The 23,284-nt window shown below is 72.1% G+C and carries 23 protein-coding genes; 12 read left to right on the top strand and 11 right to left on the bottom strand.

Features of this window, described 5'->3' with window-relative positions; translation table 11 throughout:
* Nucleotides 1-60: 60 nt before the first annotated feature.
* From ACYP53_RS16890 to ctaC, 3 genes are read right to left on the bottom strand one after another with little or no spacing between them, the layout of a single operon-like run.
* Nucleotides 61-477 (bottom strand): cytochrome c oxidase subunit 4, encoded by a 417-nt coding sequence (locus ACYP53_RS16890; RefSeq protein ID WP_189915175.1) that lies wholly within the window; start codon nucleotides 475-477, stop codon nucleotides 61-63.
* Nucleotides 477-2,252: an aa3-type cytochrome oxidase subunit I gene (gene ctaD / locus ACYP53_RS16885; RefSeq protein WP_189915177.1), complete on the bottom strand. Its 1,776-nt coding sequence runs from the start codon at nucleotides 2,250-2,252 to the stop codon at nucleotides 477-479. Before ctaD ends, ACYP53_RS16890 begins: the two co-directional genes overlap by 1 nt.
* Nucleotides 2,249-3,103: an aa3-type cytochrome oxidase subunit II gene (ctaC, locus tag ACYP53_RS16880; protein WP_189915179.1), complete on the bottom strand. Its 855-nt coding sequence runs from the start codon at nucleotides 3,101-3,103 to the stop codon at nucleotides 2,249-2,251. Before ctaC ends, ctaD begins: the two co-directional genes overlap by 4 nt.
* A gap of 363 nt (nucleotides 3,104-3,466) precedes the next feature.
* Here ctaC and ACYP53_RS16875 point away from each other — a divergent pair, with 363 nt between their 5' ends.
* Nucleotides 3,467-4,999, top strand: a complete 1,533-nt coding sequence (locus tag ACYP53_RS16875) for an aminotransferase class V-fold PLP-dependent enzyme (RefSeq protein WP_459647862.1) — start codon at nucleotides 3,467-3,469, stop codon at nucleotides 4,997-4,999.
* Here ACYP53_RS16875 and ACYP53_RS16870 read toward each other — a convergent pair.
* Nucleotides 4,992-5,969: a carbohydrate kinase family protein gene (locus tag ACYP53_RS16870; protein WP_189915183.1), complete on the bottom strand. Its 978-nt coding sequence runs from the start codon at nucleotides 5,967-5,969 to the stop codon at nucleotides 4,992-4,994. The genes ACYP53_RS16875 and ACYP53_RS16870 overlap by 8 nt on opposite strands.
* A 278-nt stretch (nucleotides 5,970-6,247) precedes the next feature.
* Between ACYP53_RS16870 and ACYP53_RS16865 the strand changes: the two genes are divergently transcribed.
* Both ACYP53_RS16865 and ACYP53_RS16860 read left to right on the top strand, forming a co-directional pair.
* Nucleotides 6,248-6,454, top strand: coding sequence for a hypothetical protein (locus ACYP53_RS16865; RefSeq protein ID WP_189915184.1), 207 nt, complete (start codon nucleotides 6,248-6,250; stop codon nucleotides 6,452-6,454).
* Nucleotides 6,455-6,589: 135 nt separating this feature from the next.
* Nucleotides 6,590-7,273, top strand: a complete 684-nt coding sequence (locus ACYP53_RS16860; protein ID WP_459647861.1) for a hypothetical protein — start codon at nucleotides 6,590-6,592, stop codon at nucleotides 7,271-7,273.
* 129 nt (nucleotides 7,274-7,402) lie between these two features.
* Here ACYP53_RS16860 and ACYP53_RS16855 read toward each other — a convergent pair whose 3' ends face one another.
* Both ACYP53_RS16855 and erpA read right to left on the bottom strand, forming a co-directional pair.
* Nucleotides 7,403-8,299, bottom strand: a complete 897-nt coding sequence (locus tag ACYP53_RS16855) for an IS982 family transposase (protein WP_459647860.1) — start codon at nucleotides 8,297-8,299, stop codon at nucleotides 7,403-7,405.
* A gap of 74 nt (nucleotides 8,300-8,373) precedes the next feature.
* Nucleotides 8,374-8,727: an iron-sulfur cluster insertion protein ErpA gene (erpA, locus tag ACYP53_RS16850; RefSeq protein WP_189915188.1), complete on the bottom strand. Its 354-nt coding sequence runs from the start codon at nucleotides 8,725-8,727 to the stop codon at nucleotides 8,374-8,376.
* Nucleotides 8,728-8,970: 243 nt separating this feature from the next.
* Here erpA and ACYP53_RS16845 point away from each other — a divergent pair, with 243 nt between their 5' ends.
* Nucleotides 8,971-9,831, top strand: coding sequence for a GNAT family N-acetyltransferase (locus ACYP53_RS16845; protein WP_189915190.1), 861 nt, complete (start codon nucleotides 8,971-8,973; stop codon nucleotides 9,829-9,831).
* Between the two features lie 97 nt (nucleotides 9,832-9,928).
* On the opposite strand, the gene ACYP53_RS16840 is transcribed toward ACYP53_RS16845, so the two are convergent.
* Together ACYP53_RS16840 and ACYP53_RS16835 are read right to left on the bottom strand one after the other, a co-directional pair.
* Nucleotides 9,929-11,296 carry a pyridoxal phosphate-dependent decarboxylase family protein gene (locus ACYP53_RS16840; protein ID WP_229928481.1) on the bottom strand — a complete coding sequence of 456 codons (1,368 nt, stop codon included), beginning with the start codon at nucleotides 11,294-11,296 and terminating at the stop codon, nucleotides 9,929-9,931.
* A gap of 194 nt (nucleotides 11,297-11,490) precedes the next feature.
* Nucleotides 11,491-11,955, bottom strand: a complete 465-nt coding sequence (locus ACYP53_RS16835) for an Lrp/AsnC family transcriptional regulator (protein WP_049651848.1) — start codon at nucleotides 11,953-11,955, stop codon at nucleotides 11,491-11,493.
* A gap of 466 nt (nucleotides 11,956-12,421) precedes the next feature.
* Between ACYP53_RS16835 and nadA the strand changes: the two genes are divergently transcribed.
* Entirely contained in the window at nucleotides 12,422-13,606 is a 1,185-nt protein-coding gene (nadA, locus tag ACYP53_RS16830; protein WP_459647859.1) for a quinolinate synthase NadA, read from the top strand.
* 156 nt (nucleotides 13,607-13,762) lie between these two features.
* Here the strand turns inward: nadA and pspAA are convergent, their stop codons facing one another.
* Both pspAA and ACYP53_RS16820 read right to left on the bottom strand, forming a co-directional pair.
* Complete coding sequence (pspAA, locus tag ACYP53_RS16825) at nucleotides 13,763-14,056, bottom strand: PspA-associated protein PspAA (protein ID WP_189915192.1); 294 nt, start codon at nucleotides 14,054-14,056, stop codon at nucleotides 13,763-13,765.
* Nucleotides 14,057-14,093: 37 nt separating this feature from the next.
* Entirely contained in the window at nucleotides 14,094-14,897 is an 804-nt protein-coding gene (locus ACYP53_RS16820) for a PspA/IM30 family protein (protein WP_189915193.1), read from the bottom strand.
* Between the two features lie 301 nt (nucleotides 14,898-15,198).
* Between ACYP53_RS16820 and ACYP53_RS16815 the strand changes: the two genes are divergently transcribed.
* Nucleotides 15,199-15,798 (top strand): DUF3043 domain-containing protein, encoded by a 600-nt coding sequence (locus ACYP53_RS16815; protein ID WP_229928482.1) that lies wholly within the window; start codon nucleotides 15,199-15,201, stop codon nucleotides 15,796-15,798.
* 158 nt (nucleotides 15,799-15,956) lie between these two features.
* Nucleotides 15,957-16,697: a methyltransferase domain-containing protein gene (locus ACYP53_RS16810; RefSeq protein ID WP_459647993.1), complete on the top strand. Its 741-nt coding sequence runs from the start codon at nucleotides 15,957-15,959 to the stop codon at nucleotides 16,695-16,697.
* A gap of 40 nt (nucleotides 16,698-16,737) precedes the next feature.
* Here ACYP53_RS16810 and ACYP53_RS16805 read toward each other — a convergent pair whose 3' ends face one another.
* Nucleotides 16,738-16,938 (bottom strand): hypothetical protein, encoded by a 201-nt coding sequence (locus tag ACYP53_RS16805; RefSeq protein ID WP_189915195.1) that lies wholly within the window; start codon nucleotides 16,936-16,938, stop codon nucleotides 16,738-16,740.
* Nucleotides 16,939-17,049: 111 nt separating this feature from the next.
* On the opposite strand from ACYP53_RS16805, the gene cobU reads away from it, so the two are divergent.
* From cobU to lpdA, 5 genes are all read left to right on the top strand, one after another.
* Nucleotides 17,050-17,634 carry a bifunctional adenosylcobinamide kinase/adenosylcobinamide-phosphate guanylyltransferase gene (gene cobU, locus ACYP53_RS16800; protein ID WP_189915197.1) on the top strand — a complete coding sequence of 195 codons (585 nt, stop codon included), beginning with the start codon at nucleotides 17,050-17,052 and terminating at the stop codon, nucleotides 17,632-17,634.
* Between the two features lie 28 nt (nucleotides 17,635-17,662).
* The gene (locus ACYP53_RS16795) at nucleotides 17,663-18,787 is read left to right on the top strand and encodes a nicotinate-nucleotide--dimethylbenzimidazole phosphoribosyltransferase (RefSeq protein ID WP_459647858.1); all 1,125 of its coding nucleotides are present in this window, start codon (nucleotides 17,663-17,665) and stop codon (nucleotides 18,785-18,787) included.
* A 79-nt stretch (nucleotides 18,788-18,866) separates the two neighbouring features.
* Nucleotides 18,867-19,658: an adenosylcobinamide-GDP ribazoletransferase gene (locus ACYP53_RS16790; RefSeq protein ID WP_459647857.1), complete on the top strand. Its 792-nt coding sequence runs from the start codon at nucleotides 18,867-18,869 to the stop codon at nucleotides 19,656-19,658.
* A gap of 259 nt (nucleotides 19,659-19,917) precedes the next feature.
* On the top strand, nucleotides 19,918-21,420 hold the full coding sequence (locus ACYP53_RS16785; protein WP_459647856.1) for a leucyl aminopeptidase: 1,503 nt from the start codon (nucleotides 19,918-19,920) through the stop codon (nucleotides 21,418-21,420).
* Between the two features lie 462 nt (nucleotides 21,421-21,882).
* Nucleotides 21,883-23,271 carry a dihydrolipoyl dehydrogenase gene (lpdA, locus tag ACYP53_RS16780; protein ID WP_189915205.1) on the top strand — a complete coding sequence of 463 codons (1,389 nt, stop codon included), beginning with the start codon at nucleotides 21,883-21,885 and terminating at the stop codon, nucleotides 23,269-23,271.
* Nucleotides 23,272-23,284 lie beyond the last annotated feature (13 nt).

Below are 23,284 nucleotides of genomic sequence, written 5' to 3'. Positions count from 1 at the left end.
ACGCGCCAGGGCCGGTCCCCCCCGTGCGGGAGGACCGGCCCTGGTGTCGGTTGCGGAACCCTACTGGTTCTGGTTCTCGCCCCGGTAGAACTCGAAGACCCATCCGAAGATGCCGATCATGATGATCGGGGCGGCCCAGAACATCAGCCACCAGCCGAAGATCACGCCCAGGAAGGCGAGCGCGCCACCGAGCGCCAGCGAGAGCGGCTGCCAGCTGTGCGGGGCGAAGAAGCCCAGCTCGCCGGAGTCGTCCGCGACCTCGGCCTCGGGGTTGTCACCCGCGCCGCTGTCCACCCGGCGGGCGGTGAAGGCGAGGTAGTACCCGATGAAGGCGCACAGGGCGAAGGCGAGGAACAGCGCCGTGGTACCGGCGGCCTCCAGGCCCGGGCCCGAGTTGTTGGTCCACAGGCCGTACGTGATGGCCATCGCCAGCACGAAGACCGACAGGCCCAGGAAGATCTTTCCCTGTTCCTTCATCAGGCGTCACCCTCCTGCTTGCCCTTGCCCAGCTTCGGGGCGTCGTACTTCGCCGGGGTCACACCGGCGAGGTGCTTGGCCGGCTCACCGTGGTTCTCCAGGTAGTCCAGCGCGGCGATCTCCGGGTGGTGGAGGTCGAAGGCCGGGGATTCGGAGCGGATCCGGGGCAGCGTGAGGAAGTTGTGCCGCGGCGGCGGGCAGGAGGTCGCCCACTCCAGCGAACGGCCGAAGCCCCACGGGTCGTCCACGGTGACCTTCTCGCCGTACTTGGCGGTCTTCCAGACGTTGTAGAGGAACGGCAGGATCGACAGGCCGAGCACGAAGGAGCCGATGGTCGAGACGGTGTTCAGGGTGGTGAAGCCGTCCGAGGCCAGGTAGTCGGCGTAGCGGCGGGGCATGCCCTCCGCGCCGAGCCAGTGCTGCACCAGGAAGGTGGTGTGGAAGCCGAAGAACAGCGTCCAGAAGGTGATCTTGCCGAGGCGCTCGTCCAGCATCTTGCCGGTCATCTTCGGCCACCAGAAGTGGAAGCCGGCGAACATCGCGAAGACGACGGTGCCGAAGACCACGTAGTGGAAGTGGGCGACGACGAAGTACGAGTCCGAGACGTGGAAGTCGATCGGCGGGGAGGCCAGCAGGACACCGGTCAGACCACCGAAGAGGAAGGTGACCAGGAAGCCGACCGTCCAGAGCATCGGGGTCTCGAAGCTCAGCGAGCCCTTCCACATGGTGCCGACCCAGTTGAAGAACTTCACACCGGTCGGGACCGCGATCAGGAAGGTCATGAACGAGAAGAACGGCAGCAGTACCTGCCCGGTGACGTACATGTGGTGCGCCCACACCGTCACCGACAGGCCGGCGATCGCGATGGTGGCCGCGATCAGGCCGGAGTAGCCGAACATCGGCTTGCGGCTGAAGACCGGGATGATCTCCGAGACGATGCCGAAGAACGGCAGCGCGATGATGTACACCTCGGGGTGGCCGAAGAACCAGAACAGGTGCTGCCAGAGCATCGCCCCGCCGTTGGCCGGGTCGAAGACGTGGGCACCGAACTTGCGGTCGGCCTCCAGGGCGAACAGCGCGGCGGCCAGGACCGGGAAGGCCAGCAGGACCAGCACCGAGGTCAGCAGGACGTTCCAGACGAAGATCGACATCCGGAACATCGTCATGCCGGGGGCGCGCATGCAGATGATCGTGGTGATGAAGTTGACCGCACCGAGGATCGTGCCGAAGCCGGAGAAGGCCAGACCCATGATCCACATGTCGCCGCCGATGCCCGGCGAGTGCACCGCGTCCGACAGCGGGGAGTAGGCGAACCAACCGAAGTTGGCAGCGCCGTTCGGGGTCAGGAAGCCCGCCACCGCGATGGTCGAACCGAAGAGGTACAGCCAGTACGCGAACATGTTCAGACGCGGGAAGGCCACGTCCGGGGCGCCGATCTGCAGCGGCATGATCCAGTTGGCGAAGCCGGCGAACAGCGGCGTCGCGAACATCAGCAGCATGATCGTGCCGTGCATCGTGAACGCCTGGTTGAACTGCTCGTTCGACAGGATCTGGGTCCCGGGACGAGCCAGCTCGGCGCGCATGACCAGGGCGAGGATGCCGCCGATCAGGAAGAAGGCGAACGACGTGCCCAGGTACAGGGTGCCGATCGTCTTGTGGTCAGTGGTCGTCAACCACTTGATGATGGTCGAACCCGGCTTCCGGGTCCGCTGCGCCCCGACCGTGACGGCCTCGGCGCCCCCGCCGGCCGCGGCGGGCTCGTTGAGGATGGTCACTTCTCTTCACTTCCCATGGTGATGAGGCCGGAGGGCACCGCACCGTTCTGACCCTTGGCGCGAAGCTCGGCCAGGTGCTTGTCGTAGTCGGCGCGGTCGACGACCTTGACGTTGAACAGCATGCGCGAGTGGTCGGTGCCGCAGAGCTCGGCACACTTGCCCATGTACTCGCCCTTGACGGTCGGGGTGACCTCGAACTTGTTCACCACGCCCGGCACGACGTCCATCTTCATCATGAAGTTGACGGGCCAGAAGTCGTGGATGACGTCACGCGAGGTCAGACGGAACTGCACCGTCTCGTTGACCGGCAGCCAGAGCGTCGGCACGTCCTTGGGGGTGCCGACCTCGTACGCGGCGTCCTTGTTGGCCGGGTCAGGGGTCTCGGTGTTCTCGTAGTTGAACGCCCAGCTCCACTGGAAGCCGACCACGTTGACGTAGTGCTGCGGCTTCTCGGAGACGTGCGTCAGCTTGTTCTCGTCGCGGGCGACGAAGTAGAAGAGCACCGAGACGATGATGATGGGGACCGCGGTGTAGAGCGCCTCGATGGGCACGTTGTACCGGGTCTGCGGGGGGATCTCCACGCCGGTGCGCTTGCGCCGGTGGAAGATCACGCTCCAGATGATCAGACCCCACATCAGTACGCCGACCACCAGCGCCGCGATCCAGGACCCCTGCCACATCTGGAGGACCATCGGCCCTTCCTTGGTGACGGGGCTCGGGAGGCCAAGCCTGGGGAGGTCGTTGGCCGAGCAGCCGGTGGCGGTCGCGATGACGAGGCCCAGTGCCAGCGCCTGAGGCAGCTTCCGCCGCATCGTGCGCCGCGGCGAGCGGTCGGAGCCGTTGGGACTCACGTAGCGCCTTCCCGAAGTCTCGCCCGCCTTCGCGTCGCCCCGGGGAGGAGTGTGAGCCTCCACGGCGACCCGTCCACGGGCACGGTTTGAATGCTTATGCGGGCCAAACCCTACTCCAGCCTTATGCGCTCCTGACGGGCAGCCCCCGGTAACGCGCCGCCCGGTCGCCCGATCAGGCCCGGCAGGGGCTGCGCCGCAGGTCATCGTAGGCATTCGAGGTCCGTACGCCCGATCGGGGGATGACCTCGGACAACGCCCGTGACGACCCGTCGGACGCGGACGAAGCGGACATTCGGGGTGATCGACTGACGGTGGGTGAGCCCGGCGAGCGGACCCGGACCCGCCCCCGGTGTGTCGTTAAATGTGACCGTGTACTTCGACGCGGCCTCGACGGCCCCTCTGCACCCCGTCGCGCGGCAGGCGCTGACCGCCGCCCTGGACGAGGGCTGGGCCGATCCGGCCCGGCTGTACCGCTCCGGCCGGCAGGCCCGGATGCTGCTGGACGCCGCCCGCGAGACGGTCGCCGCGGTGCTGGGCGCGCGGGCCGACGAGATCGCCTTCACCGCGAGCGGCACCCAGGCCGTCCAGCTCGGCCTGCTCGGCGCCCTGACCGGCCACCGGCGGCGCGGCGCCCACCTGGTGCACTCCGCGGTGGAGCACTCCAGCGTGCTGCACGTCGCCGAACGCCACGAGGCGGGCGGGGGCGAGGTCTCGGTGGTGCCGGTCGACCGGGGCGGACGGGTCGACCCGGCGGCCTTCGGCGCGCTGCTGCGGCCCGACACCGCGCTGGCCGCGCTGCAGAGCGCCAACCACGAGGTGGGCACGGTCCAGCCGGTCGGCGAGGTCGCCGAGCTGTGCGCCGCGGCCGGCGTCCCGCTGCTGGTGGACGCGGCGCAGAGCGCGGGCCGGACGGACGTCCCGGCGGGCTGGTCGCTGCTGACCGCGAGCGCGCACAAGTGGGGCGGCCCGGCGGGGGTCGGGGTGCTGGCGGTGCGCAAGGGCGTCCGCTACTCCTCGCCGCTGCCGGCCGACGAACGCGAGGGCGGCAGGGTGCCCGGCTACGTCAACGTCCCGGCGATCGTGGCCGCGGCCGCTTCGCTGCGCGCCGTACGGGCCGAGGCCGACCGGGAGAACGCCCGGCTGCACGCGCTGGTGGAACGGATCCGGGCCCGGGTGCCGCGCCTGGTGCCCGAGGTCGAGGTGGTCGGCGACCCGGTACGGCGGCTGCCGCACATCGTCACCTTCTCCTGCCTGTACGTCGACGGCGAGGTGCTGCTGACCGAGCTGGACCGGGCCGGCTTCGCGGTCTCCTCCGGCTCCTCCTGCACCTCCTCCACGCTGACGCCCAGCCATGTGCTGGCGGCGATGGGGGTGCTCACCGAGGGCAACGTCCGGGTCTCGCTGCCGTACGGAACGGCCGAGACCGACGTGGACCGCTTCCTCGCGGTGCTGCCCGACCTGGTGGCTGGCGTCCGGGCGCCGCTCGGGCTGGACCTGCCGGCCCCGGAGGCCTCGACGGCCTCGGCTGAGCTGCCGCCCCGAGCCGAAGGGCGCGCCGGTGCCGTAAATGACGAGCGACAAGCGACCGACGAAGGAGGGAGTGCGGGAGGGAGGACTGTCGGCGCCGGGTCCGAGCGCCCGGAGGCGAGCGGGCGAGTCACAGTCATCGACGCCCTGGGCAAGCGGTGTCCGCTGCCGGTGATCGAGCTGGCGAAGCGGATCGGCGAGGTGCCGGAGGGCGGCACGGTCGCGGTGCTGGCGGACGACGAGGCGGCCCGGCTGGACATCCCGGCCTGGTGCGGGATGCGCGGGCACGAGTACGCGGGCGAGGCCCCGGCCGCCGACTACGGCGGCGACCGGGGCTCGGCCTACCTCGTGGTGCGGCGGACTACTTGACCAGGTGCGCGCGGATCTCGGCGGCCGCCTCGGCGCCGTAGCTGTCCTCGAAGCGCTTCAGGAAGCCGGTCGGGCGCAGCTCGTACTCCTGGGTGCCGACGGTCTCGATGACCAGGGTGGCGAGCATGCAGCCGAGCTGGGCGGAGCGCTCCAGGTCGAGGTCCCAGGACAGACCGGCCAGGAAGCCGGCCCGGAAGGCGTCGCCGACGCCGGTCGGGTCGACCTTGGCCTCCTCCTGGGCGCAGCCGACCAGGATCGCGGCCTCGCCCTTGCGCTCGATCCGGACGCCCTTGCTGCCGAGGGTGGTGATCCGGGTGCCGACGCGGGTCAGCAGCTCCTCGGCGTCCCAGCCGGTCTTGGTCTCGATCAGCGCGGCCTCGTACTCGTTGGTGAAGAGGTACGCGGCGCCGTCCACGATCTCGCGGATGTCGTCGCCCTCCAGGCGGGCCAGCTGCTGGGAGGGGTCGGCGGCGAAGGCGTAGCCGCGGGTACGGCACTCCTGGGTGTGGCGGACCATGCCCTGCGGGTCGTCGGCGCCGATCAGGACGAGGTCCAGGCCGCCGACCCGGTCGAAGATCGGCTTCAGCTCGATGCTGCGGGCCTCGGCCATGGCGCCCGTGTAGAACGAGGCGATCTGGTTGTGGTCCTCGTCCGTGGTGCACATGAAGCGGGCGGTGTGCCGGGTCTCGGAGATGTGGACGGAGTCGCAGTCCACGTTGTTGCGCTCCAGCCAGCTGCGGTACTCGGCGAAGTCCGCGCCGGCGGCACCGACCAGGACCGGGCGGAGCCCGAGCACACCCATGCCGAAGGCGATGTTCGGGGCGACCCCGCCGCGGCGGATGTCCAGAGTGTCGACCAGGAAGGACAGCGACACGGTGTGCAGCTGCTCGGCGACGAGCTGGTCGGCGAACCGGCCGGGGAACGTCATCAGGTGGTCGGTGGCGATCGAGCCGGCGACGGCGATACGCACGGAAGGTCTCCTCAGGGTGGCTGCTGTGCCAGCGGGCAGGCGGGGGTGAACCCACTCACGGTACCCGGCCACCGGAGGTGCCCCGGCAAGAGTGCCGCAAGTTGCCGCCCTCACGGCCATCGTGGCACCCGTCGCCGTCGAACGTGTACTACCTCCGGGTAGCACTGGTGGGCGGGCGGAGGCCGTCCTAGGGTCGCCCTCAGGAGGCCCGCCGCGCGGGCGGGCCCCGACGTCGACCGTGGCAGTGTCGCCACGGCTCCCGATCGGAGCGATGCCCGATGATGACCGACCACTCCCCGTTGTCCGCCCGGCGGGCCGAGGACGGCGAGACCCTCGACGCCCTGGTGGACTCCTCCCGGCGGCTGCGCCGGTTCTGGCCGCTGCTGGTGGCCGGCCCGGAGCCGACGGCCCCGGTGTCGGCCGGCCTGCGGGTGCCGTCCGGGGCGCAGCGGGTGGTCGCGGGGATGGCCGAGTACGGCTTCTGAGCCGCGGCCCGATCCAACCGCCGGCGAATCGAACCGCCGACGAATCGAAGCGGAACCGGATCCGCCCGGAGCACGTCACATCCGCGCGGAGCGGCCGAGGAGGCCGCACCGCTGAGCTCTCGGGAGGATGTGCAGATGGATCTGGAGACGATGCCCCGGCGTGGTCGGCGGACGGCGGCCCTGGCGGCTCTGGCGCTGGCGGCGGCGGTGACGGTGGCCGGGTGCAACGGGGACGGGAAGCCGGCCTCGGACTCGGCGACGAGCGGCTCGGCCTCGGCGAGCGCCTCCCCGCAGGCCCCGGTTCCCTCCGGCAGCCCCTCCGCGGCGGCTCCGACCGGCAGCCCCTCGGACACCGGCCGGCCGTCGGCGCCGCCGACCGATTTCGTGCCCACCCCGGCCTCTCCCGCTCCCGGGCAGCCGGTGCCGGGCACTCCCCCGGTCAACGGGATCGCACCGGGCGAGCCGAACCCCAACGGTTCGGGCTCGGGCTCGCCGGCCCGTCCGCCGGTGGCCTACCGGGTGGACGGCACCACCAAGCTGACCGTCTACTTCTTCGGCGGGGTCTGCACGAAGTACGCGCTGAAGGCGGACGAGTCGCAGCCGGGCCGGGTGGACGTCGTGGTGGTGCCGGGCCAGCCCGCCGTGCAGCCCGGGCAGGTCTGCAACGCGCTGGCCAAGCGGCAGTCGGTGGCGACCGACCTGCGCTCGCCGCTGGCCGGCCGGACGGTGGTCGACAAGACCAGCGGCCAGGAGGTGCCGCTGGAGGCCGACCCGCACAGCGGGCCGGACCCGGTCACCCCGGACGTCGCCGGCCAGTAGCGCCGCGGGCGCGGAGACGACGAAGAGGCGGCCCCGGGAGCTCCCGGGGCCGCCTCTTCGCAGCTGGCCCAGCCGAAGCGGCGGGGCCGGCCGAACGCTGCGGGCCTAGACGAGTAGTTCCGAAGTCGGTCAGTGGTCGTAGGCGATCAGTGAGCGGGTGACGGGTCGGCCGGTGGTGCGGTTGTGCCAGATCGCGCAGGTCAGCGCCAGCAGCCGCTGGCCGACTCGTGTGCCGACGCCTTCGATGGTGCGGCCGCCGTGCTGTTCGAGGCCGAGCTGGCCCTTGAGGGTGTCGTTGACGGACTCGATCAGCTGGCGGACGGACTTCAGCAGGCCCTCACCCGGGCGTGGGGCCCGGTTGCGGTAGGAGGGCCGCAGCAGCCCGATGCCGTACTGGTCGAGACAGCGGTCGAGTTCGGCGGAGACGTAGCCCTTGTCGGCGAGGATCAGCAGGCCGGGCCGCTCGCGTGCGAGATGGGGTTCGGTCTCGACGAGCGCGGCCAGGACCTCGCGCTCGTCGACCCTGGGACTGGCCAGGGCCCAGGTGACGGGCAGCCCGACCGGGGTGCAGACCAGGTGCAGCTTCAGGCCCCAGAACCAGCGCGAGTGGGAGCGGCTGTAGCCGTAGCCGGCCCAGCCCGCGAGTTCCGAGCGGCGGACGGTGTCGCGGGAACGGCCGCACTCGACCGGCGTCGAGTCCGTGATCCAGACCGGGTCGGCCCACAGGTCGGTCGCCTTCGCCAGGTCGCGGATGGCCTGCTGGAGCAGTGGCCGGGCGGCCCTCAGACGCTTGTTGTAGGCCGGGCGTTGGGGCAGGCCCGGGAACATGTCGCGCAGGTGAGCGTGGGCGAAGCGGATCCAGCGGGCCTCGGAGTGGAAGCCGAGCAGGACCTGGGCCACGGCCAGGCAGACCAGCTCGGAGTCCGTCAGCCGCGGCGGGCGGCCCAACCACCGTGTTCGGGGCAGGTGATCATCGATCTGCACGTAGAGTGCCGTCAGGAGGGTGTCCAGCTCTTCGGTCGTCACAACCCGATGCTGGACACCCTCCCTGCATGTCCGGAGCAGATCCGGCAAATCCAGCCGACTTCGGAACTACTCGTCTAGCTGAACGAGTCGCCGCAGGCGCAGGAGCCGGTGGCGTTCGGGTTGTCGATCGTGAAGCCCTGCTTCTCGATGGTGTCGACGAAGTCGACGGTGGCGCCGCCCAGGTACGGGGCGCTCATCCGGTCGGTGACGACCTTCACACCGTCGAAGTCCTTGAGCACGTCGCCGTCGAGCGAGCGCTCGTCGAAGAACAGCTGGTAACGCAGGCCGGAGCAGCCGCCGGGCTGGACGGCGACGCGCAGCGCGAGGTCCTCGCGGCCTTCCTGCTCCAGCAGGGCCTTGACCTTGGCCGCGGCGGCATCGGTGAGGAGGATGCCACTCTCGACGGTGGTCTCGTCCTGGACGGTCATCTGCTTTCTCCCGGTCTTTGACGACGGTCTACCGCCAGTGCCAACCAACGGCCGTCCGGTTTCATTTCCGGGCGGCGATGGATTTCTTCGGCCTGTTCGGCTGATTGTCCGTGGGCCGGGTGTGCCACCCGTGTTCCCTACGTTCCCCATGCTCGCACAACCCTGGCGGACCGGTCACCGCCCGAGCCCCGGATCCGGCCGAACCGGCCCCGCGGCGGCCCGCCCGAGGCCAGGATGGTCCGCATGATCCTTCGCCCGGTCAGGGACACCGCCGCGGACGCGGAGACCGTCCACGAACTGTCCGCCGCCGCGTTCGCCGACCCCGCCGGGGCCGGGCCGGCGCCCCAGCCGACGCCGTTGCGGCTGGCCCGCACCCGGCACCTGGCGCGCACCGATCCCGGCGGCTGCTGGCTGGCCTCGATCGACGGGGAGCCGGTCGGGGTGGTGCTGTCGATGCGGCGGGAGGGCCTGTGGTCGCCGTCCCTGTTCGCGGTCCGGCCGTCCGCGCAGGGCAAGGGCGTCGGACGGCTGCTGATGGAACGGGCGGCGGCGCACGCGAAGGGCTGCCTGCGCGGGATGGTCTGCGCCTCGGACTCCCCCGCGGCGGCACGGCGCTACCGGATGGCCGGGTTCACCCTGCACCCGGCGATGCGGCTGACCGGGCGGGTGGACCGGGCCGGGCTGATCGACCCCGGGGACATCCCGGTGCACCGCGGCAACGCCACCCACCTGCACCTGCTGGACTCGGTGGACCGGCGGCTGCGCGGGTCCGCGCACGGGCCCGACCACGAGCTGATGCTGGGCCACTTCGAGGAGCTGCTGATCGCCGACGCGCTGGCCGGCAGCGGCTACTGCTACCGGGACGGCGGCGGGGTGCGGCTGCTGGCGGCCACCAGCAAGCGGATCGCCGCCCGGCTGCTGCGCGAGGCGCTGGCCCGGGTGCCGGACGGGGTCGAGGCCCAGGTGGAGTTCCTGACCGCGGAGCAGGAGTGGGCGCTGGACGTCGGGCTGGAGGTCGGGCTGACGCCGCGGGCCGGCGGCTTCGTCGGGGTGCGCGGGATGCGGCCGCCGGCGCCGTACCTGCCGAGCGGGGCGTTCCTGTAGCGGCGGGAGGGAGCGCGGGCGGGAACGGGCACGGCCCCGCCCGCTCCTCGGAACCTCAGGAGCCGGCGGGGCCGTGCGCGGGAGCCTCGGGCCCCGGTCAGACCATGGTGTCCAGGATCTCCTTGACCATCTCCATGGTGGTGCCCGGGTGCAGGAAGGCGAAGCGGGCGACCGTCTCGCCGTCCCAGCCGGTGGGGGTGACGAAGCCGATCTGGTCCGCGAGCAGCTGCTGCGACCAGCGGTAGTAGTCCTCGTTGGTCCAGCCCGTGCGCTTGAAGCAGACGGCCGAGAGCTGCGGGTCGAACAGCAGCTCCAGGTGGTCGGTCTCACGGATCAGCTGCGCGGTCTCCCGGGCGAGCGTGAGGCCGGCCTCGATGGCGTCGGTGTAGGCCTGGACGCCGTGCACGGCGAGCGAGAACCAGAGCGGCAGGCCGCGGGCGCGCCGGGTCAGGTGGTAGGCGTAGTCGGTGGGGTTCCACTCGTCGCCCTCGGTGTGCAGGACGTCCAGGTAGGACGCGTCCTGGGTGTGCACGGCGCGGGCGAGCTGCGGGTTGCGGTAGATCAGCGCGGCGCAGTCGAAGGGGGCGAACAGCCACTTGTGCGGGTCGACCACGAAGGAGTCGGCGTGCTCGATGCCGTTGTAGCGCTCGCGCACCGAGGGGGCGAACAGGCCCGCGCCGCCGTAGGCGCCGTCCACGTGGAACCACAGGTCGCGCTCGCGGGCGACCTCGGCCAGGCCGGCGAGGTCGTCGACGATGCCCTCGTTGGTGGTACCGCCGGTGCCGACGACCGCGATCACCGTCTCGGGGTTCGGGTCGGCCGCCAGCGCGGCGCGCAGCGCCTCACCGGTGAATCGCCGGTTCACGGTCGGGACCTTGAAGGCCTCGACGCCGATGATGTTGAAGGTGTTCTTCACCGAGGAGTGCACCTGGTCGGCGACGGCTATCCGCAGCCGCGCCTCCGGGCCGACGCCCAGGCGGCGGCGGGCGGTGTCGCGGGCGACCACGAGGGCGGAGAGGTTGCCCGCCGAGCCGCCGGAGACGAAGGTGCCGCCGGCCGTCTCGGGCATGCCCGCGCGGTCGGCGATCAGGCGCAGCACCTGGTTCTCGGCGGCGATCGCGCCGGCCGCCTCCAGCCAGGAGATGCCCTGCAGGGAGGCGCAGGAGACCACCATGTCGAACAGCAGCGCGGCCTTGGTCGGGGCGCACGGGATGAAGGACAGGTAGCGCGGGCTGTCGGCGGAGATGACCGCGCGGGACAGCTCGTGGTCGTAGAGCTTGAGCACGTCGGCCGGGTTGTTGCCGTCCTGGTTCAGCAGGCCGGACAGCTGGGCGCGCAGGTGCTCGCCGTCACCGGGGTGGTCGAGCGGGACGGGGTCGTACTGCAGCCGCTCCCGCATGTAGTCGAAAACCAGGTCGACCAGTTCGTTGTCGGGCCGGTGCATGCGGTCGGGGGCTGCGGACACGGCGGGTCCCTCTCGGCTGTGGGGTGTCGGGGGTCAGGATCCGGCCCGGCCGGCGGGGGACTTCACCGCGACGACCGGACGTGATCAGCGTAGGCAGCCGGAGTGCTTCGCCGCGCGTCGGAACGCGGCTGGTCAGGCAGGTTTCGGGCGTCTTCGGGCCGGTCCGCGCAGGATTCCTGCGTACCCCGCCGGGGTCAGCCGATGAGCTGGGAGAGGACCACCGAGGAGCGGCTGCGCTGGACGCCGGGCTCGCGCCGGATCCGCTCGATGACGGCCTCCAGATGGCGCATGTCGGCGGCCCGCAGGTGGACCAGGGCGTCCGGGTCGCCGGTGACCGTCCAGGCGGCGACGACCTCCGGGAACTGCCGCAGGCTGGCCAGGATCTCCTCGGGGGCGGTGCGCTCGCGGCAGTAGACCTCGACGAAGGCCTCGGTCTGCCAGCCGAGGACGGACGGGTCGAGCACCACGGTGAAGCCCCGCACCACGCCGCGCGCCCGCAGCCGGTCGATCCGGCGGCGCACGGCGGTGGCGGAGAGGTTCACCTGCAGGCCGATCTCGGCGTACGAGGCGCGGCCGTCGCTGCCGAGCCGGGCGAGCAGGAGCCGGTCGGTCTCGTCCAGGTCGGCCCCGACCACCTCGTGTGCTCGGCTGCTGGTCATCGGTGCGGGGCTCCACGGGTCGTGCGGGGGTCGGCGGGGCGTCGCGGAGGCTGCTGCCGTTGCCGTCGCCATTGCCGAAACGGTTCGCCAACCATTCTGGCGGATGACCCGAACGAGTTCACCGCCGAAGGATGACGGGCCGGTGTCGGTCGGCGGGCAAACCGCCGGCCGGGGCGCGCCACGGCGCACCCGGAGGACGGTCCCGCCCCGGACGCGGCCCTCCGAGCGCCCTGCCGGCGGAAAGGTGGGGGCGACGGGCGGCCGGGGCCTTCGAAATATCGATTCGGACACGCCCGGACCCACCCAAATCGGTCAACCGGCTCCGATAGGGCCGATCCGGCGAGCGGTTCTCGTCACATCGACAGAATGGCCATCGTCACTCTGACGCGAACCGGTTATCATAGATAGCGTCAGATAGACGAAAAGGCTTCACCGCTTGATCGGCCGCACAGAAGGGCACCCGCCCGTGACCACCACCATCACCGAGACCTACGGCGTCGACCCCACTCCGACGCCGCTCGCTCTGCTGCTGCTCGGCCGTGAGGCCGACCCGAACAGCGAGCGCGGCGTCGAGTGCCCCGGTGACCTCCCGCCGGCCTCCGACCCGAACCTCGTGGAGCGCGCCCGGGCGGCCAAGGCCGCGCTGGGCGACCGCGTCTTCATCCTCGGCCACCACTACCAGCGCGACGAGGTGATCGAGTTCGCCGACGTCACCGGCGACTCCTTCAAGCTCGCCCGCGACGCGGCGGCCCGTCCCGAGGCCGAGTACATCGTCTTCTGCGGTGTGCACTTCATGGCCGAGTCCGCGGACATCCTCACCACCGCGGCCCAGCAGGTCATCCTGCCGGACCTCGCGGCCGGCTGCTCGATGGCCGACATGGCCACCGCCGAGCAGGTCGCCGAGTGCTGGGACGCGCTGGCCGACGCCGGCATAGCCGACGTGACCGTCCCGGTCTCGTACATGAACTCCTCCGCCGACATCAAGGCCTTCACCGGCCGGCACGGCGGCACCATCTGCACCTCCTCCAACGCGAAGCGCGCCCTGGAGTGGGCGTTCGAGCAGGGCGAGAAGGTGCTCTTCCTGCCCGACCAGCACCTCGGCCGCAACACCGCGGTGCGCGACATGGGCTTCTCGCTGGACGACTGCGTCGTCTACAACCCGCACAAGCCGAACGGCGGCCTGACCGCCGAGCAGCTGCGGGACGCCAAGATGATCCTCTGGCGCGGCCACTGCTCGGTGCACGGCCGGTTCAGCCTGGACTCGGTGAACGACGTCCGCGCCCGGATCCCCGGCGTGAACGTCCTGGTGCACCCCGAGTGCAAGCACGAGGTCGTCGCGGCCGCCGACATGGTGGGCTCGACCGAGTACATCATCAAGGCGCTGGACGCCGCCGAGCCCGGCTCCAAGTGGGCCATCGGCACCGAGCTGAACCTCGTCCGCCGGCTGGCCAAGGCGCACCCGGACAAGGAGATCGTCTTCCTCGACCGCGCGGTCTGCTTCTGCTCGACCATGAACCGGATCGACCTGCCGCACCTGGTCTGGGCGCTGGAGTCGCTGGTCGAGGGCCGGGTGCCGAACGTGATCACCGTCGACCCGGAGACCGAGAAGCACGCCAAGGCCGCCCTGGACCGGATGCTGGCCCTGCCGTAGCCGGGCTGGACGCGGCCCGCCCCGAGCCGTGTCACGGGCGAGCGGGCGAGCCCCCGCCCCGAGCCGTGTCACGGGCGAGCGGGCGAGTAACAGCCGAAGGGCGGGCCCCCTCCTGGTGGAGGGGGCCCGCCCTTTCGTCTGGCAGCAGTCGCAGCGTTACTCGGGGAAGCCCGGGATCACGCCCTCGCCGTCGGCCATCAGCAGCTCGCGGACCTCGTCGATCGTCGCGTCGGCGCTCGGCAGGATCAGCTCGGACGGCTCCAGCGAATCCAGCGGCACCGGGGTGCCGAACTGCTTCACCGCGTCCAGCAGCTTGCCGTAGGCCCGACGGAAGAGTTCGTCGTCCCCGGACTCCACTGCGGTGACGAGCTCGGAGTCGAGCTCGTTGAGCAGGTTCAGGTGGTCCTCGCCCACCTCGAACTGCCCCTCACCCATGACCCTCATGATCATGCCGTGCGTCTCCCTGGTTCGTGGGGTGGAGCTCAGATCACTTGTTGTAGTTGATGCGCGGGGTGTCCTGCTGCTGCTGCGGCTGGGCCTCCGGCCGGCCCTGCTCGATCGCGGCCGGGCCCGAGGCGGGACCGCCGGACAGCTCGGCCTTCATCCGGGCCAGCTCCAGCTCGACGTCGGAACCACCGGCGACGCGCTCCAGCTCGGCCTCGATGTCGTCCTTGCGGCCGAGACCGCTGGCGTCGTCGAGCGCACCGGAAGCGAGCAGCTCGTCGATGGCACCAGCCCGGGCCTGCATCTGGGCGGTCTTGTCCTCGGCACGCTGGATCGCCAGGCCGACGTCGCCCATCTCCTCGGAGATGCCCGAGAAGGACTCGGCGATGCGGGTCTGCGCCTGCGCGGCGGTGTACGTCGCCTTGATGGTCTCCTTCTTGGTGCGGAAGGCGTCCACCTTGGCCTGCAGCCGCTGGGAGGCGAGGGTGAGCTTCTCCTCCTCGGCCTGCAGCTGCTGGTACTGGGTCTCCAGATCGGTGATCTGGGACTGCATGTTGGCCTTGCGGGTCAGCGCCTCGCGCGCGAGGTCCTCGCGGCCGAGGGACAGCGCCTTGCGGCCCTGGTCCTCGTACTTGGCCGACTGCTGCTGGAGCTGGGTCAGCTGGAGTTCGAGACGCTTGCGCGAGGTCGCGACGTCCGCGACACCGCGCCGTACCTTCTGCAGCAGTTCCAGCTGCTTCTGGTACGAATAGTCGAGCGTCTCACGCGGATCCTCCGCCCGATCCAAGGCCTTGTTCGCCTTGGAGCGGAAGATCAGCCCCATACGCTTCATGATTCCGTCGCTCATGGGCCTCGGGTGCCCCCTTCTCCGGCCTGCGGTCTCTATCTCGTTACCAGACACGACGAGTGTATGTGCAGCGAGCCCATCGCCGCAGTGCACCTGCCTGCAACAAGACTGCTACAGCGACCAGTGGCGTTTCCTCATCCCCCGGGTGGATCCGCCCCTCATCCCCCCCATCGTCCATCCGACTGATCCCCTACGGGAAGCCCCCGGGAAACCCGGTTCCGGCGGCTGCCTGCCGGTATCGATATGCGTTCGGTTCCGAGGGCACCCGTGGAAGCGGCTCCGCACCCCGTACGCTGGTGGTGTGTTCCGACGCCGTTCAGATGATGCCGCCGCCTCCGCCACCGTGCTGGAGAAGCAGGACGAGACGACCCAGGCCCGCCACCCCGAGGCCAAGAAGGGCCGCCCCACCCCCAAGCGCAACGAGGCCGCGGCCAACCGACGCGCCCGGGTGACGGTGCCCAAGGACCGCAAGGAGGCCACCCGCCAGGCGCGCGAGCAGATGCGGAGCGAGCGCGAGAAGCAGCGCCAAGCGCTGATGAACGGCGACCAGCGCCACCTCCCGGCCCGTGACAAGGGCCCGGTGCGCAAGTTCGCCCGCGACTACGTGGACGCCCGCTGGTCGCTCGCCGAGTTCTTCCTCCCCGCCGCCGTCGTCATCCTGGTGCTCAGCATCATCAAGGTGACCCAGCTGCAGGTGCTCTCCACGCTGCTGTTCCTGCTGTTCTTCGTCTTCGTGATCCTGGACTTCGTCCGCCTCGGCCTGGGCCTGCGCAAGCAGCTCGCCGAGCGCTTCCCGAACGAGAACACCCGCGGCGCGGTCGCCTACGGGATCATGCGCACCCTGCAGATGCGCCGCCTGCGCCTGCCCAAGCCGCAGGTGCGGCGCGGGGAGAAGCCCTGACCGCCGAACCGGTCGACTCCGGCTGGGCCCCGCCCTCCTGGGAGGGGCCCGGCCTGTACGCGCTGCCGGGGCAGGGCCACGGCGGCCACGACCGGCTGGCCCAGGAGCGACGGCTGCCCTCGCGCAGCGGATCCTTCGCCGGCGGCACCGCCGCCTGGCTGGACCGGCTCGGCGGACTGCGCAACTTCGTCCGCCAGGAACTCGTCTCCCGCCAGCTCGCCGAACAGCTGGCCGGCCGCGCCGGGCAGCGGGTGCTCGACATCGGCTGCGGCCAGGGCACCCAGGCGCTGCGGCTGGCCCGGGCCGGTCACTACGTCACCGGGATCGACTCGGACCCGGTCGCGCTCGGCGTCGCCCAGGGGGCGCTCGCCGAGGAACCCGAGGAGGTCCGCGGCCGGCTGCAGCTGCTCAGCGGCGACGGCCACCAGTGCGGGCGCTGGTTCGGCCCGCGCAGCTTCGACGTGGTGCTCTGCCACGGCGTCCTGATGTACCTGCCCGACCCGGACCCGATGATCGCCTCGCTGGCCCGGCTGCTGGCGCCCGGCGGGCTGCTCTCGCTGCTGGTCCGCAACCGCGACGCCCTCGCCCTGCGGCCCGCCGCCGCCGGGGACTGGCGGGCCGCCCTGCACGCCTTCGAGAGCGACCGGTACTACAACCGGCTCGGACTGGCCGCCCGGGCCGACCGGCTCGCCGACCTCTCCGTCACCCTCTCCGAGGTGTCGGTGCCGATCCGGCACTGGTACGGCGTGCGGGTCTTCACCGACAACGCCCCCGACGACGCGGCCCCGCCGGTGGACGGGCGGCAGCTGGCCCAGCTCCTCGAAGCCGAGGACCGGGCCGGCCGCACCGACCCGTACCGGCAGGTCGCCGCGCTGCTGCACGTGATCGGGTCGAAGTAGACCCGCCGGGCCCGCTCACCGTGCGGGCCCGCCGAGGGGCCTACCCCTCGTGCAGGCTCATCGCGTAGATCACCCGGTCGTCCTCCAGGAGCACCGCGGTGTCGACGCCGTCCTCCGCGAGCTGCTTCCAGGTCTCCCCGATCCAGGTCTCGGCGTCGCCCTGACCGGCGAACTCCTCCTGGCCGGCGTCGGTCGTCGCCGCGCTGCCGTCCGCCTTCTCGTACCGCCACGTCCACGCCATGCCCGGCTCCTCCCACCGACGACGCTGCCTGTAGTTGCTGCGCACCTTAGCCTGCCCGGCCCGATCTTCCGTATGCCTCGTCCGGACGCCCCGTCCGGCAGGATGGGCGGCATGGCGACCCTCCCCCCGCTCCCCCGCACGCTGCTGCTCGGCGGCGCCCGGTCCGGCAAGTCCACCCGCGCCGAGCAGCTGCTCGCCGACCGGCCGGACGTCCTGTACGTGGCCACCGGCGGCACCCGGGACGGCGACGCCGAGTGGGCCCAGCGGGTCTCCCTGCACCGGGAGCGCCGGCCGGCGAGCTGGCGCACCGCCGAGACCTGCGACCTGGAGGCCGTGCTGGCCGACACCGCCGACCCGGCGCCGGTCCTGATCGACTGCCTGGCGCTCTGGCTGACGTCCGTGATGGACGAGTGCGGGGCCTGGGACGACGAGGCCTGGGCGGACCGGGCCGAGGCCGCGGTGCAGCGGCGCTGCGAGGCGCTGGCGACGGCCTGGGCGGCCACCGGGCGCACCGTCGTCGCGGTGAGCAACGAGGTCGGCATGGGTGTCGTCCCGGCCACCGCCGCCGGCCGCCGGTTCCGCGACACCCTGGGCCGGCTCAACATGGCCGTGGCGGACGCCTCCGAGCGGGTCCTGCTGGTCGTGGCCGGGCAGGTGCTGACCGTCAAGCCGGACGTCAAGCCAGCCGCGGGCTGAACACCTTCGGCGTGTAGCCTTCCGACCGATGGACACGACCGTGGATCTCGATACGTTCTCCTCGCTCGTCGAGCGCCCCGACGAGAGCGCCCGGCGGGCCGCCGACGAGCGCTGGCAGGCGGCCGACCGCCCGCGCGGCGGGCTCGGCAAGCTGGAGGAGCTGGGCAGCTGGCTCGCCTCCGTACAGGGGCGCTCCCCGGTGCTGCCGGTCTCCGCGCCCAAGGTGCTGCTGTTCGCCGCCGACCACGGCGTGGCCGCGCTCGGGGTGTCCCGGATGCCCGCCGGCGGCGGCACCGCGGCCCGGGTGCGGGACGTCCTGGACGGCACCGCGCCGGTGGCCAGGCTGGCCGCGCGCTACGGCGCCGAGGTGCGGGTGGTCGACGTCGCGGTGGACGCCGATCCCGCCGACTTCCCGGACGAGGTGGTCGCCCACCGGATCCGGCGCGGCTCCGGCCGGATCGACGTCGAGGACGCGCTCACCGCGGAGGAGACCGTCCGGGCCTTCCGGGCCGGCATGGCCGTCGCCGACGAGGAGGCCGACGCCGGCACCGACCTGGTGCTGCTCGGCGACCTCGGCGTGGGCGCCACCACCGTGGCCGGCGTCCTGGTCGGCGCGCTGTGCGGGACGGACGCGGCCGCGGTCACCGGACGCGGCTCCGGGATCGACGACCGGGTGTGGATGGTCAAGTGCGCCACCATCCGGGACTCGCTGCGGCGGGCCCGGCCGGTGCTCGGCGACCAGCTGGCGCTGCTCGGCACCACCGGCGGGGCCGACTTCGCGGCGATCACCGGCTTCCTGCTGCAGGCGGCCGTCCGACGGCTGCCGGTGGTCCTGGACGGCGTGGTCTCGGCGGCCTGCGCGCTGGTCGCGCAGCGGATCGCCTTCCGGGCGCCGGAGTGGTGGCGGGCCGGGCAGTCCAGCGGCGAGCCCGCCCAGGCGAAGGCGTACGACCGGCTGACCCTGACGCCGCTGCAGGACCAGGGGATCACCATGGGCGAGGGCGTCGGCGCGCTGCTGGCGCTGCCGCTGCTGCAGGCGGCGGGGGACGCGCTCGCGGACGAGGCGCCGAGGCCGTTCGTCCCGGCGGCGGCGAAGCAGCCCGCGGAGCCGCCGAAGCTGCCGTCGGCGGCGGACCTGCTGCGGAAGCTGTAGCGAACCGCCCCCGCCCCCGGACGCCGGTCGGAGAACGCCCCTGCGAAGGGGCGTTCTCGCTGTTGAGAGGAGTGCGCTCATGACGGACCCCGGCGGTCGGGCCACCTGGGCGGACGGGCTGCGGTTCGGGTTCGGGACGCTGTCCGTGCTGCGGGTGCGGGTGGAGCGGTGGGACCGGGCGGCGGGCGCGCGGGCGATGGTGACGGCTCCGGTGGTGGGGCTGGTCCTCGGGGCGGTGGCGGCCGGGGCCGGGGCGCTGGTCGCCTGGCGGGCCGGCGGTCCGCTCGGGGCGGTGACCGCGGTGGGGGTGCTCGCCGGTCTGACCCGGGGGCTCCACCTGGACGGCCTGGCGGACGTCGCGGACGGGCTGGGCAGCGGCAAGCCGGCCGAGGACGCGCTGCGCGTCATGAAGCAGTCGGACATCGGCCCGTTCGGCGTGCTGACCCTGGTCCTGGTGCTGCTGGCCCAGGTCGCCGCGCTGGCCGGACAGTTCGGACACTCGCCGCTGCGCGGCGCGCTCGCGGTGGCCGCCGCCGCGGCGGCCGCCCGGTGCGCGCTCGCCTGGGGCTGTCTGCGGTCGGTTCCGCCCGCCCGGCCGGGCGGGCTGGGCGCGATGGTGGCGAGCACGGTGACGCCCGCCGGGGCGGTCGCCGCGACGGCCGGCACCGTGCTCGCCCTGGCCGCGGCCGGACTGCTCGACGGATGGTCAGTTCTCCGCCTCCCGCTGGCCCTTGCGCTCGGCCTGGGCTGCGCCCGACTGCTGCTGGGACGGTGCGTGCGGCGGTTCGGCGGGATCACCGGGGACGTGCTCGGGGCGATGGCGGAGACCGCCGCGACGGGCACGCTGTTCGCCCTGGCGTTGCTCGGCTGACACCGGGCGGCGCGTGATCCCAGCATGCGGACTACCATGCGTGGAGCACCGCAGCCCTGCACCGTGGCAGGTCCTGCCCGCCCGGCGAGCTCCGTGGAGCCGGGGCCTCTGGTGTGCACGGCCGCCTCCCGCGGACGCGCACACCAGGGGCCCCGGACCCGGAGCCCCGCCGACGGACGGCCTGCGACGGCGGGCTGCGCGCCGGTGCGGCAGCCTCGCCGCCTCCGGCCGTGGACCGCGAAAGAACAGGACGCATTACGTGACTGCATTGTCTGTGAGCACCTCCTCCGCCGCCTCGCTGCGCGCGGACGCCCTGGTGGTCGGTGTCGCCAAGGGCCCGAAGGGCATCGTGCTGACCTCCGGCTCCGAGGCCGTCAACGAGGCGTTCGAGGGCAAGCTGGCCGAGGTCCTCAGCACCCTGGGCGCGACCGGCGCCGAGGGCGAGGCCGTGAAGGTCCACTCCCCCGCCGGCCTGAAGGCCGCGCTCGTGCTCGCGGTCGGCCTCGGCGAGGCCGGCGAGGAGGGCCACGAGCTGGAGTCGCTGCGCCGCGCCGCCGGTGTCGCCGCCCGTACCCTGGCCGGCGCCAAGAAGGTCGCGCTGGCCCTGCCCGCCGAGTCCGCCGCGGAGATCGAGGCGGTCGCCCTGGGCGGCCTGCTCGGCTCGTACGCCTTCGGCACGTACAAGGGCAACGGCAACGGCAAGGAGCCGGTCGGCGAGCTGGTCCTGCTGGCCGCCCGCAAGGGCAGCAAGGACGCCAAGGCCGCCGTGGAGCGCGCCGCCGCGCTCGGCGAGGAGATGAACCGCGCCCGCGACCTGGTGAACACCGCGCCGAACGACCTGAACCCGAAGAGCTTCGCCGCGATCGCCCAGGCGGCCGGCAAGGAGCACGGCCTCAAGGTCGAGGTGCTGGACGAGAAGGCGCTGACCAAGGGCGGCTTCGGCGGCCTGATGGGCGTCGGCGTCGGCTCGACCAACCCGCCCCGCCTGGTGAAGGTGGCCTACACCCACCCGAAGGCCAAGGCCACCCTGGCGTTCGTCGGCAAGGGCATCACCTACGACTCGGGCGGCATCTCGCTGAAGCCGGCCGGCCACAACGAGACCATGAAGTGCGACATGGCCGGCGCCGCCGCCGTGTTCGCCGCCGTGGTGGCCGCCAAGCGGCTGGGCCTGGCCGTCAACGTGACCGCCTGGCTGGCGCTGGCCGAGAACATGCCGTCCGGCTCCGCCACCCGCCCGGGCGACGTGCTGCGGATGTACGGCGGCAAGACCGTCGAGGTCCTGAACACCGACGCCGAGGGCCGCCTGGTGCTGGCCGACGCCATCGTGCGGGCCGGCGAGGAGAACCCCGACGTCATCGTCGACGTGGCCACCCTGACCGGCGCCATGGTGCTGGCCCTGGGCAACCGCACCTTCGGCGTGATGTCCAACAGCGACGAGCTCCGCGACGACCTGCACGCCCTCGCGGGCGAGGTGGGCGAGCAGTCCTGGCCGATGCCGCTGCCCGCCGACCTGCGCAAGGGCATGACCGAGTCGACCATCGCCGATCTGGCCAACATGGGCGAGCGGATGGGCGGCGGCCTGGTGGCCGGTCTGTTCCTGAAGGAGTTCGTGGCCGAGGGCATCGACTGGGCGCACCTGGACATCGCCGGTCCGGCGTTCCACGAGGGCGCCCCGTACGGCTACACCCCGAAGGGCGGCACCGCGAGCGCGGTGCGCACCCTGGTCCGCTTCGCCGAGCGGACGGCGAACGGCAAGGCCTGATCAGCCACCCGCTGCGACGGGGCCCGGCGCGCTTGCGCCGGGCCCCGTCGGCGTTCCGGCCCGGCCCGGCCGGCGTTCGCGCCCGGCCCGGCGGGCGTTCGGTCCTGGCCCCGTCGGCGTTCGGCCGGGTTACCTGCGAGTAGGGCGTGGTGGCGCGGCGCACCCCTGTTCGCTGCGGGCGAAACTTTGTTCCACAGTGCGGAAGAGGTGGCGGCGGCCAGCGCGGAAGACGCCCGTCCGGCGGCTGTCAATACCGCTCTGAGCTGCGATGATGCCCATCCGTGGAGGCCATTCCCGCCCCCGTGACCACTCCGTGGGACACCCCTGGGGTGGCCCCGGACATCAGCCACCGCGAACAAGTGCGAAGATGTATTTCCGGCACGACTGGGCGCCCCACAAAGGCTTCCGACCCACCGGACCGTACCGGCCCGGCGACCCACCCCATTGCATGGAGGACGTGACGTGGCGAACGACGCCAGCACCGTTTTCGACGTAGTCATTCTCGGAGGCGGAAGCGGCGGTTACGCCGCGGCGCTCCGCGCCGCTCAGCTGGGCCTGAGCGTCGCCCTGGTCGAGAAGGGGGAGCTGGGCGGCACCTGCCTGCACCGCGGCTGCATCCCGACCAAGGCGCTGCTGCACGCCGCCGAGATCGCGGACGAGACGAAGGAGGCCGCCGAGTTCGGCGTGCTGGCCACCTTCCAGGGCATCGACATCAACGGCGTCCACAAGTACAAGGACGACGTCATCGCCGGCCTGTACAAGGGTCTGCAGGGCCTGGTGGCGTCCCGCAAGGTCACCTTCGTCCAGGGCGAGGGCAAGCTCTCCTCGCAGACCTCGGTGGATGTCAACGGCCAGCGCATCGAAGGCCGCCACATCGTCCTGGCCACCGGTTCCGTGCCGCGCTCGATCCCGGGCCTGGAGATCGACGGCAACCGCGTGATCTCCTCGGACCACGCCCTCAAGCTCGACCGCATCCCGAAGTCGGTCGTCATCCTCGGTGGCGGCGTCATCGGCGTCGAGTTCGCCTCGGTCTGGAAGTCCTTCGGCGTCGAGGTCACCATCGTCGAGGCGCTGCCGCACCTCGTCCCGCTGGAGGACGAGAACTCCTCCAAGCTGCTGGAGCGCGCGTTCCGCAAGCGCGGCATCAAGTTCGAGCTGAAGGCCCGCTTCTCGGGCGTCGAGTACACCGAGACCGGTGTCCGCGTCTCCACCGAGAACGGCAAGCAGATCGACGCCGACCTGCTGCTCGTCGCCATCGGCCGCGGCCCGGTCTCGGCCGGCCTCGGCTACGAGGAGAACGGCGTCGCGATGGACCGCGGCTACGTCCTGGTCGACGAGTACATGCGCACCAACGTGCCCACCATCTCCGCCGTCGGCGACCTCGCCCCGACCCTGCAGCTGGCCCACGTCGGCTTCGCCGAGGGCATCCTGGTCGCCGAGCGCCTGGCCGGCCTCAAGCCGGTGCCGATCGACTACGACGGCGTCCCGCGCGTGACGTACTCCAACCCCGAGGTCGCCTCCGTCGGCATCTCCGAGGCCAAGGCCGTCGAGCTGTACGGCAAGGACAAGGTCGTCACCCTCAAGTACAACCTGGCCGGCAACGGCAAGAGCAAGATCCTGAAGACCGCCGGCGAGATCAAGCTCGTCCAGGTCAAGGACGGCGCCGTGGTCGGTGTCCACATGGTCGGCGCCCGCATGGGCGAGCAGGTCGGCGAAGCCCAGCTGATCTACAACTGGGAGGCCCTGCCGGCCGAGGTCGCGCAGCTCATCCACGCGCACCCGACCCAGTCCGAGGCTCTGGGCGAGGCGCACCTGGCGCTGGCCGGCAAGCCGCTGCACGCGCACGACTGATCGCGCCCCACCC

This window comes from Kitasatospora sp. Ki12 (assembly GCF_054601375.1).
The sequence above is the reverse complement of the archived record's forward strand: the minus strand, read 5'-3'. Positions and strand labels throughout refer to the sequence as shown.

What these genes read in the sequence shown, in the direction of transcription:
- ACYP53_RS16790 (WP_459647857.1), top strand. Translation starts at nt 18,867, where the DNA reads ATGACGGACCCCGGCGGTCGGGCCACCTGGGCGGACGGGCTGCGGTTC.
- ACYP53_RS16795 (WP_459647858.1), top strand. Translation starts at nt 17,663, where the DNA reads ATGGACACGACCGTGGATCTCGATACGTTCTCCTCGCTCGTCGAGCGC.
- cobU (WP_189915197.1), top strand. Translation starts at nt 17,050, where the DNA reads ATGGCGACCCTCCCCCCGCTCCCCCGCACGCTGCTGCTCGGCGGCGCC.
- erpA (WP_189915188.1), bottom strand. Translation starts at nt 8,727, where the DNA reads ATGACCGTCCAGGACGAGACCACCGTCGAGAGTGGCATCCTCCTCACC.
- ACYP53_RS16865 (WP_189915184.1), top strand. Translation starts at nt 6,248, where the DNA reads ATGATGACCGACCACTCCCCGTTGTCCGCCCGGCGGGCCGAGGACGGC.
- ACYP53_RS16860 (WP_459647861.1), top strand. Translation starts at nt 6,590, where the DNA reads ATGGATCTGGAGACGATGCCCCGGCGTGGTCGGCGGACGGCGGCCCTG.
- ACYP53_RS16890 (WP_189915175.1), bottom strand. Translation starts at nt 477, where the DNA reads ATGAAGGAACAGGGAAAGATCTTCCTGGGCCTGTCGGTCTTCGTGCTG.
- ACYP53_RS16835 (WP_049651848.1), bottom strand. Translation starts at nt 11,955, where the DNA reads ATGACCAGCAGCCGAGCACACGAGGTGGTCGGGGCCGACCTGGACGAG.
- pspAA (WP_189915192.1), bottom strand. Translation starts at nt 14,056, where the DNA reads ATGATCATGAGGGTCATGGGTGAGGGGCAGTTCGAGGTGGGCGAGGAC.
- ACYP53_RS16845 (WP_189915190.1), top strand. Translation starts at nt 8,971, where the DNA reads ATGATCCTTCGCCCGGTCAGGGACACCGCCGCGGACGCGGAGACCGTC.
- ACYP53_RS16820 (WP_189915193.1), bottom strand. Translation starts at nt 14,897, where the DNA reads ATGAGCGACGGAATCATGAAGCGTATGGGGCTGATCTTCCGCTCCAAG.
- ACYP53_RS16805 (WP_189915195.1), bottom strand. Translation starts at nt 16,938, where the DNA reads ATGGCGTGGACGTGGCGGTACGAGAAGGCGGACGGCAGCGCGGCGACG.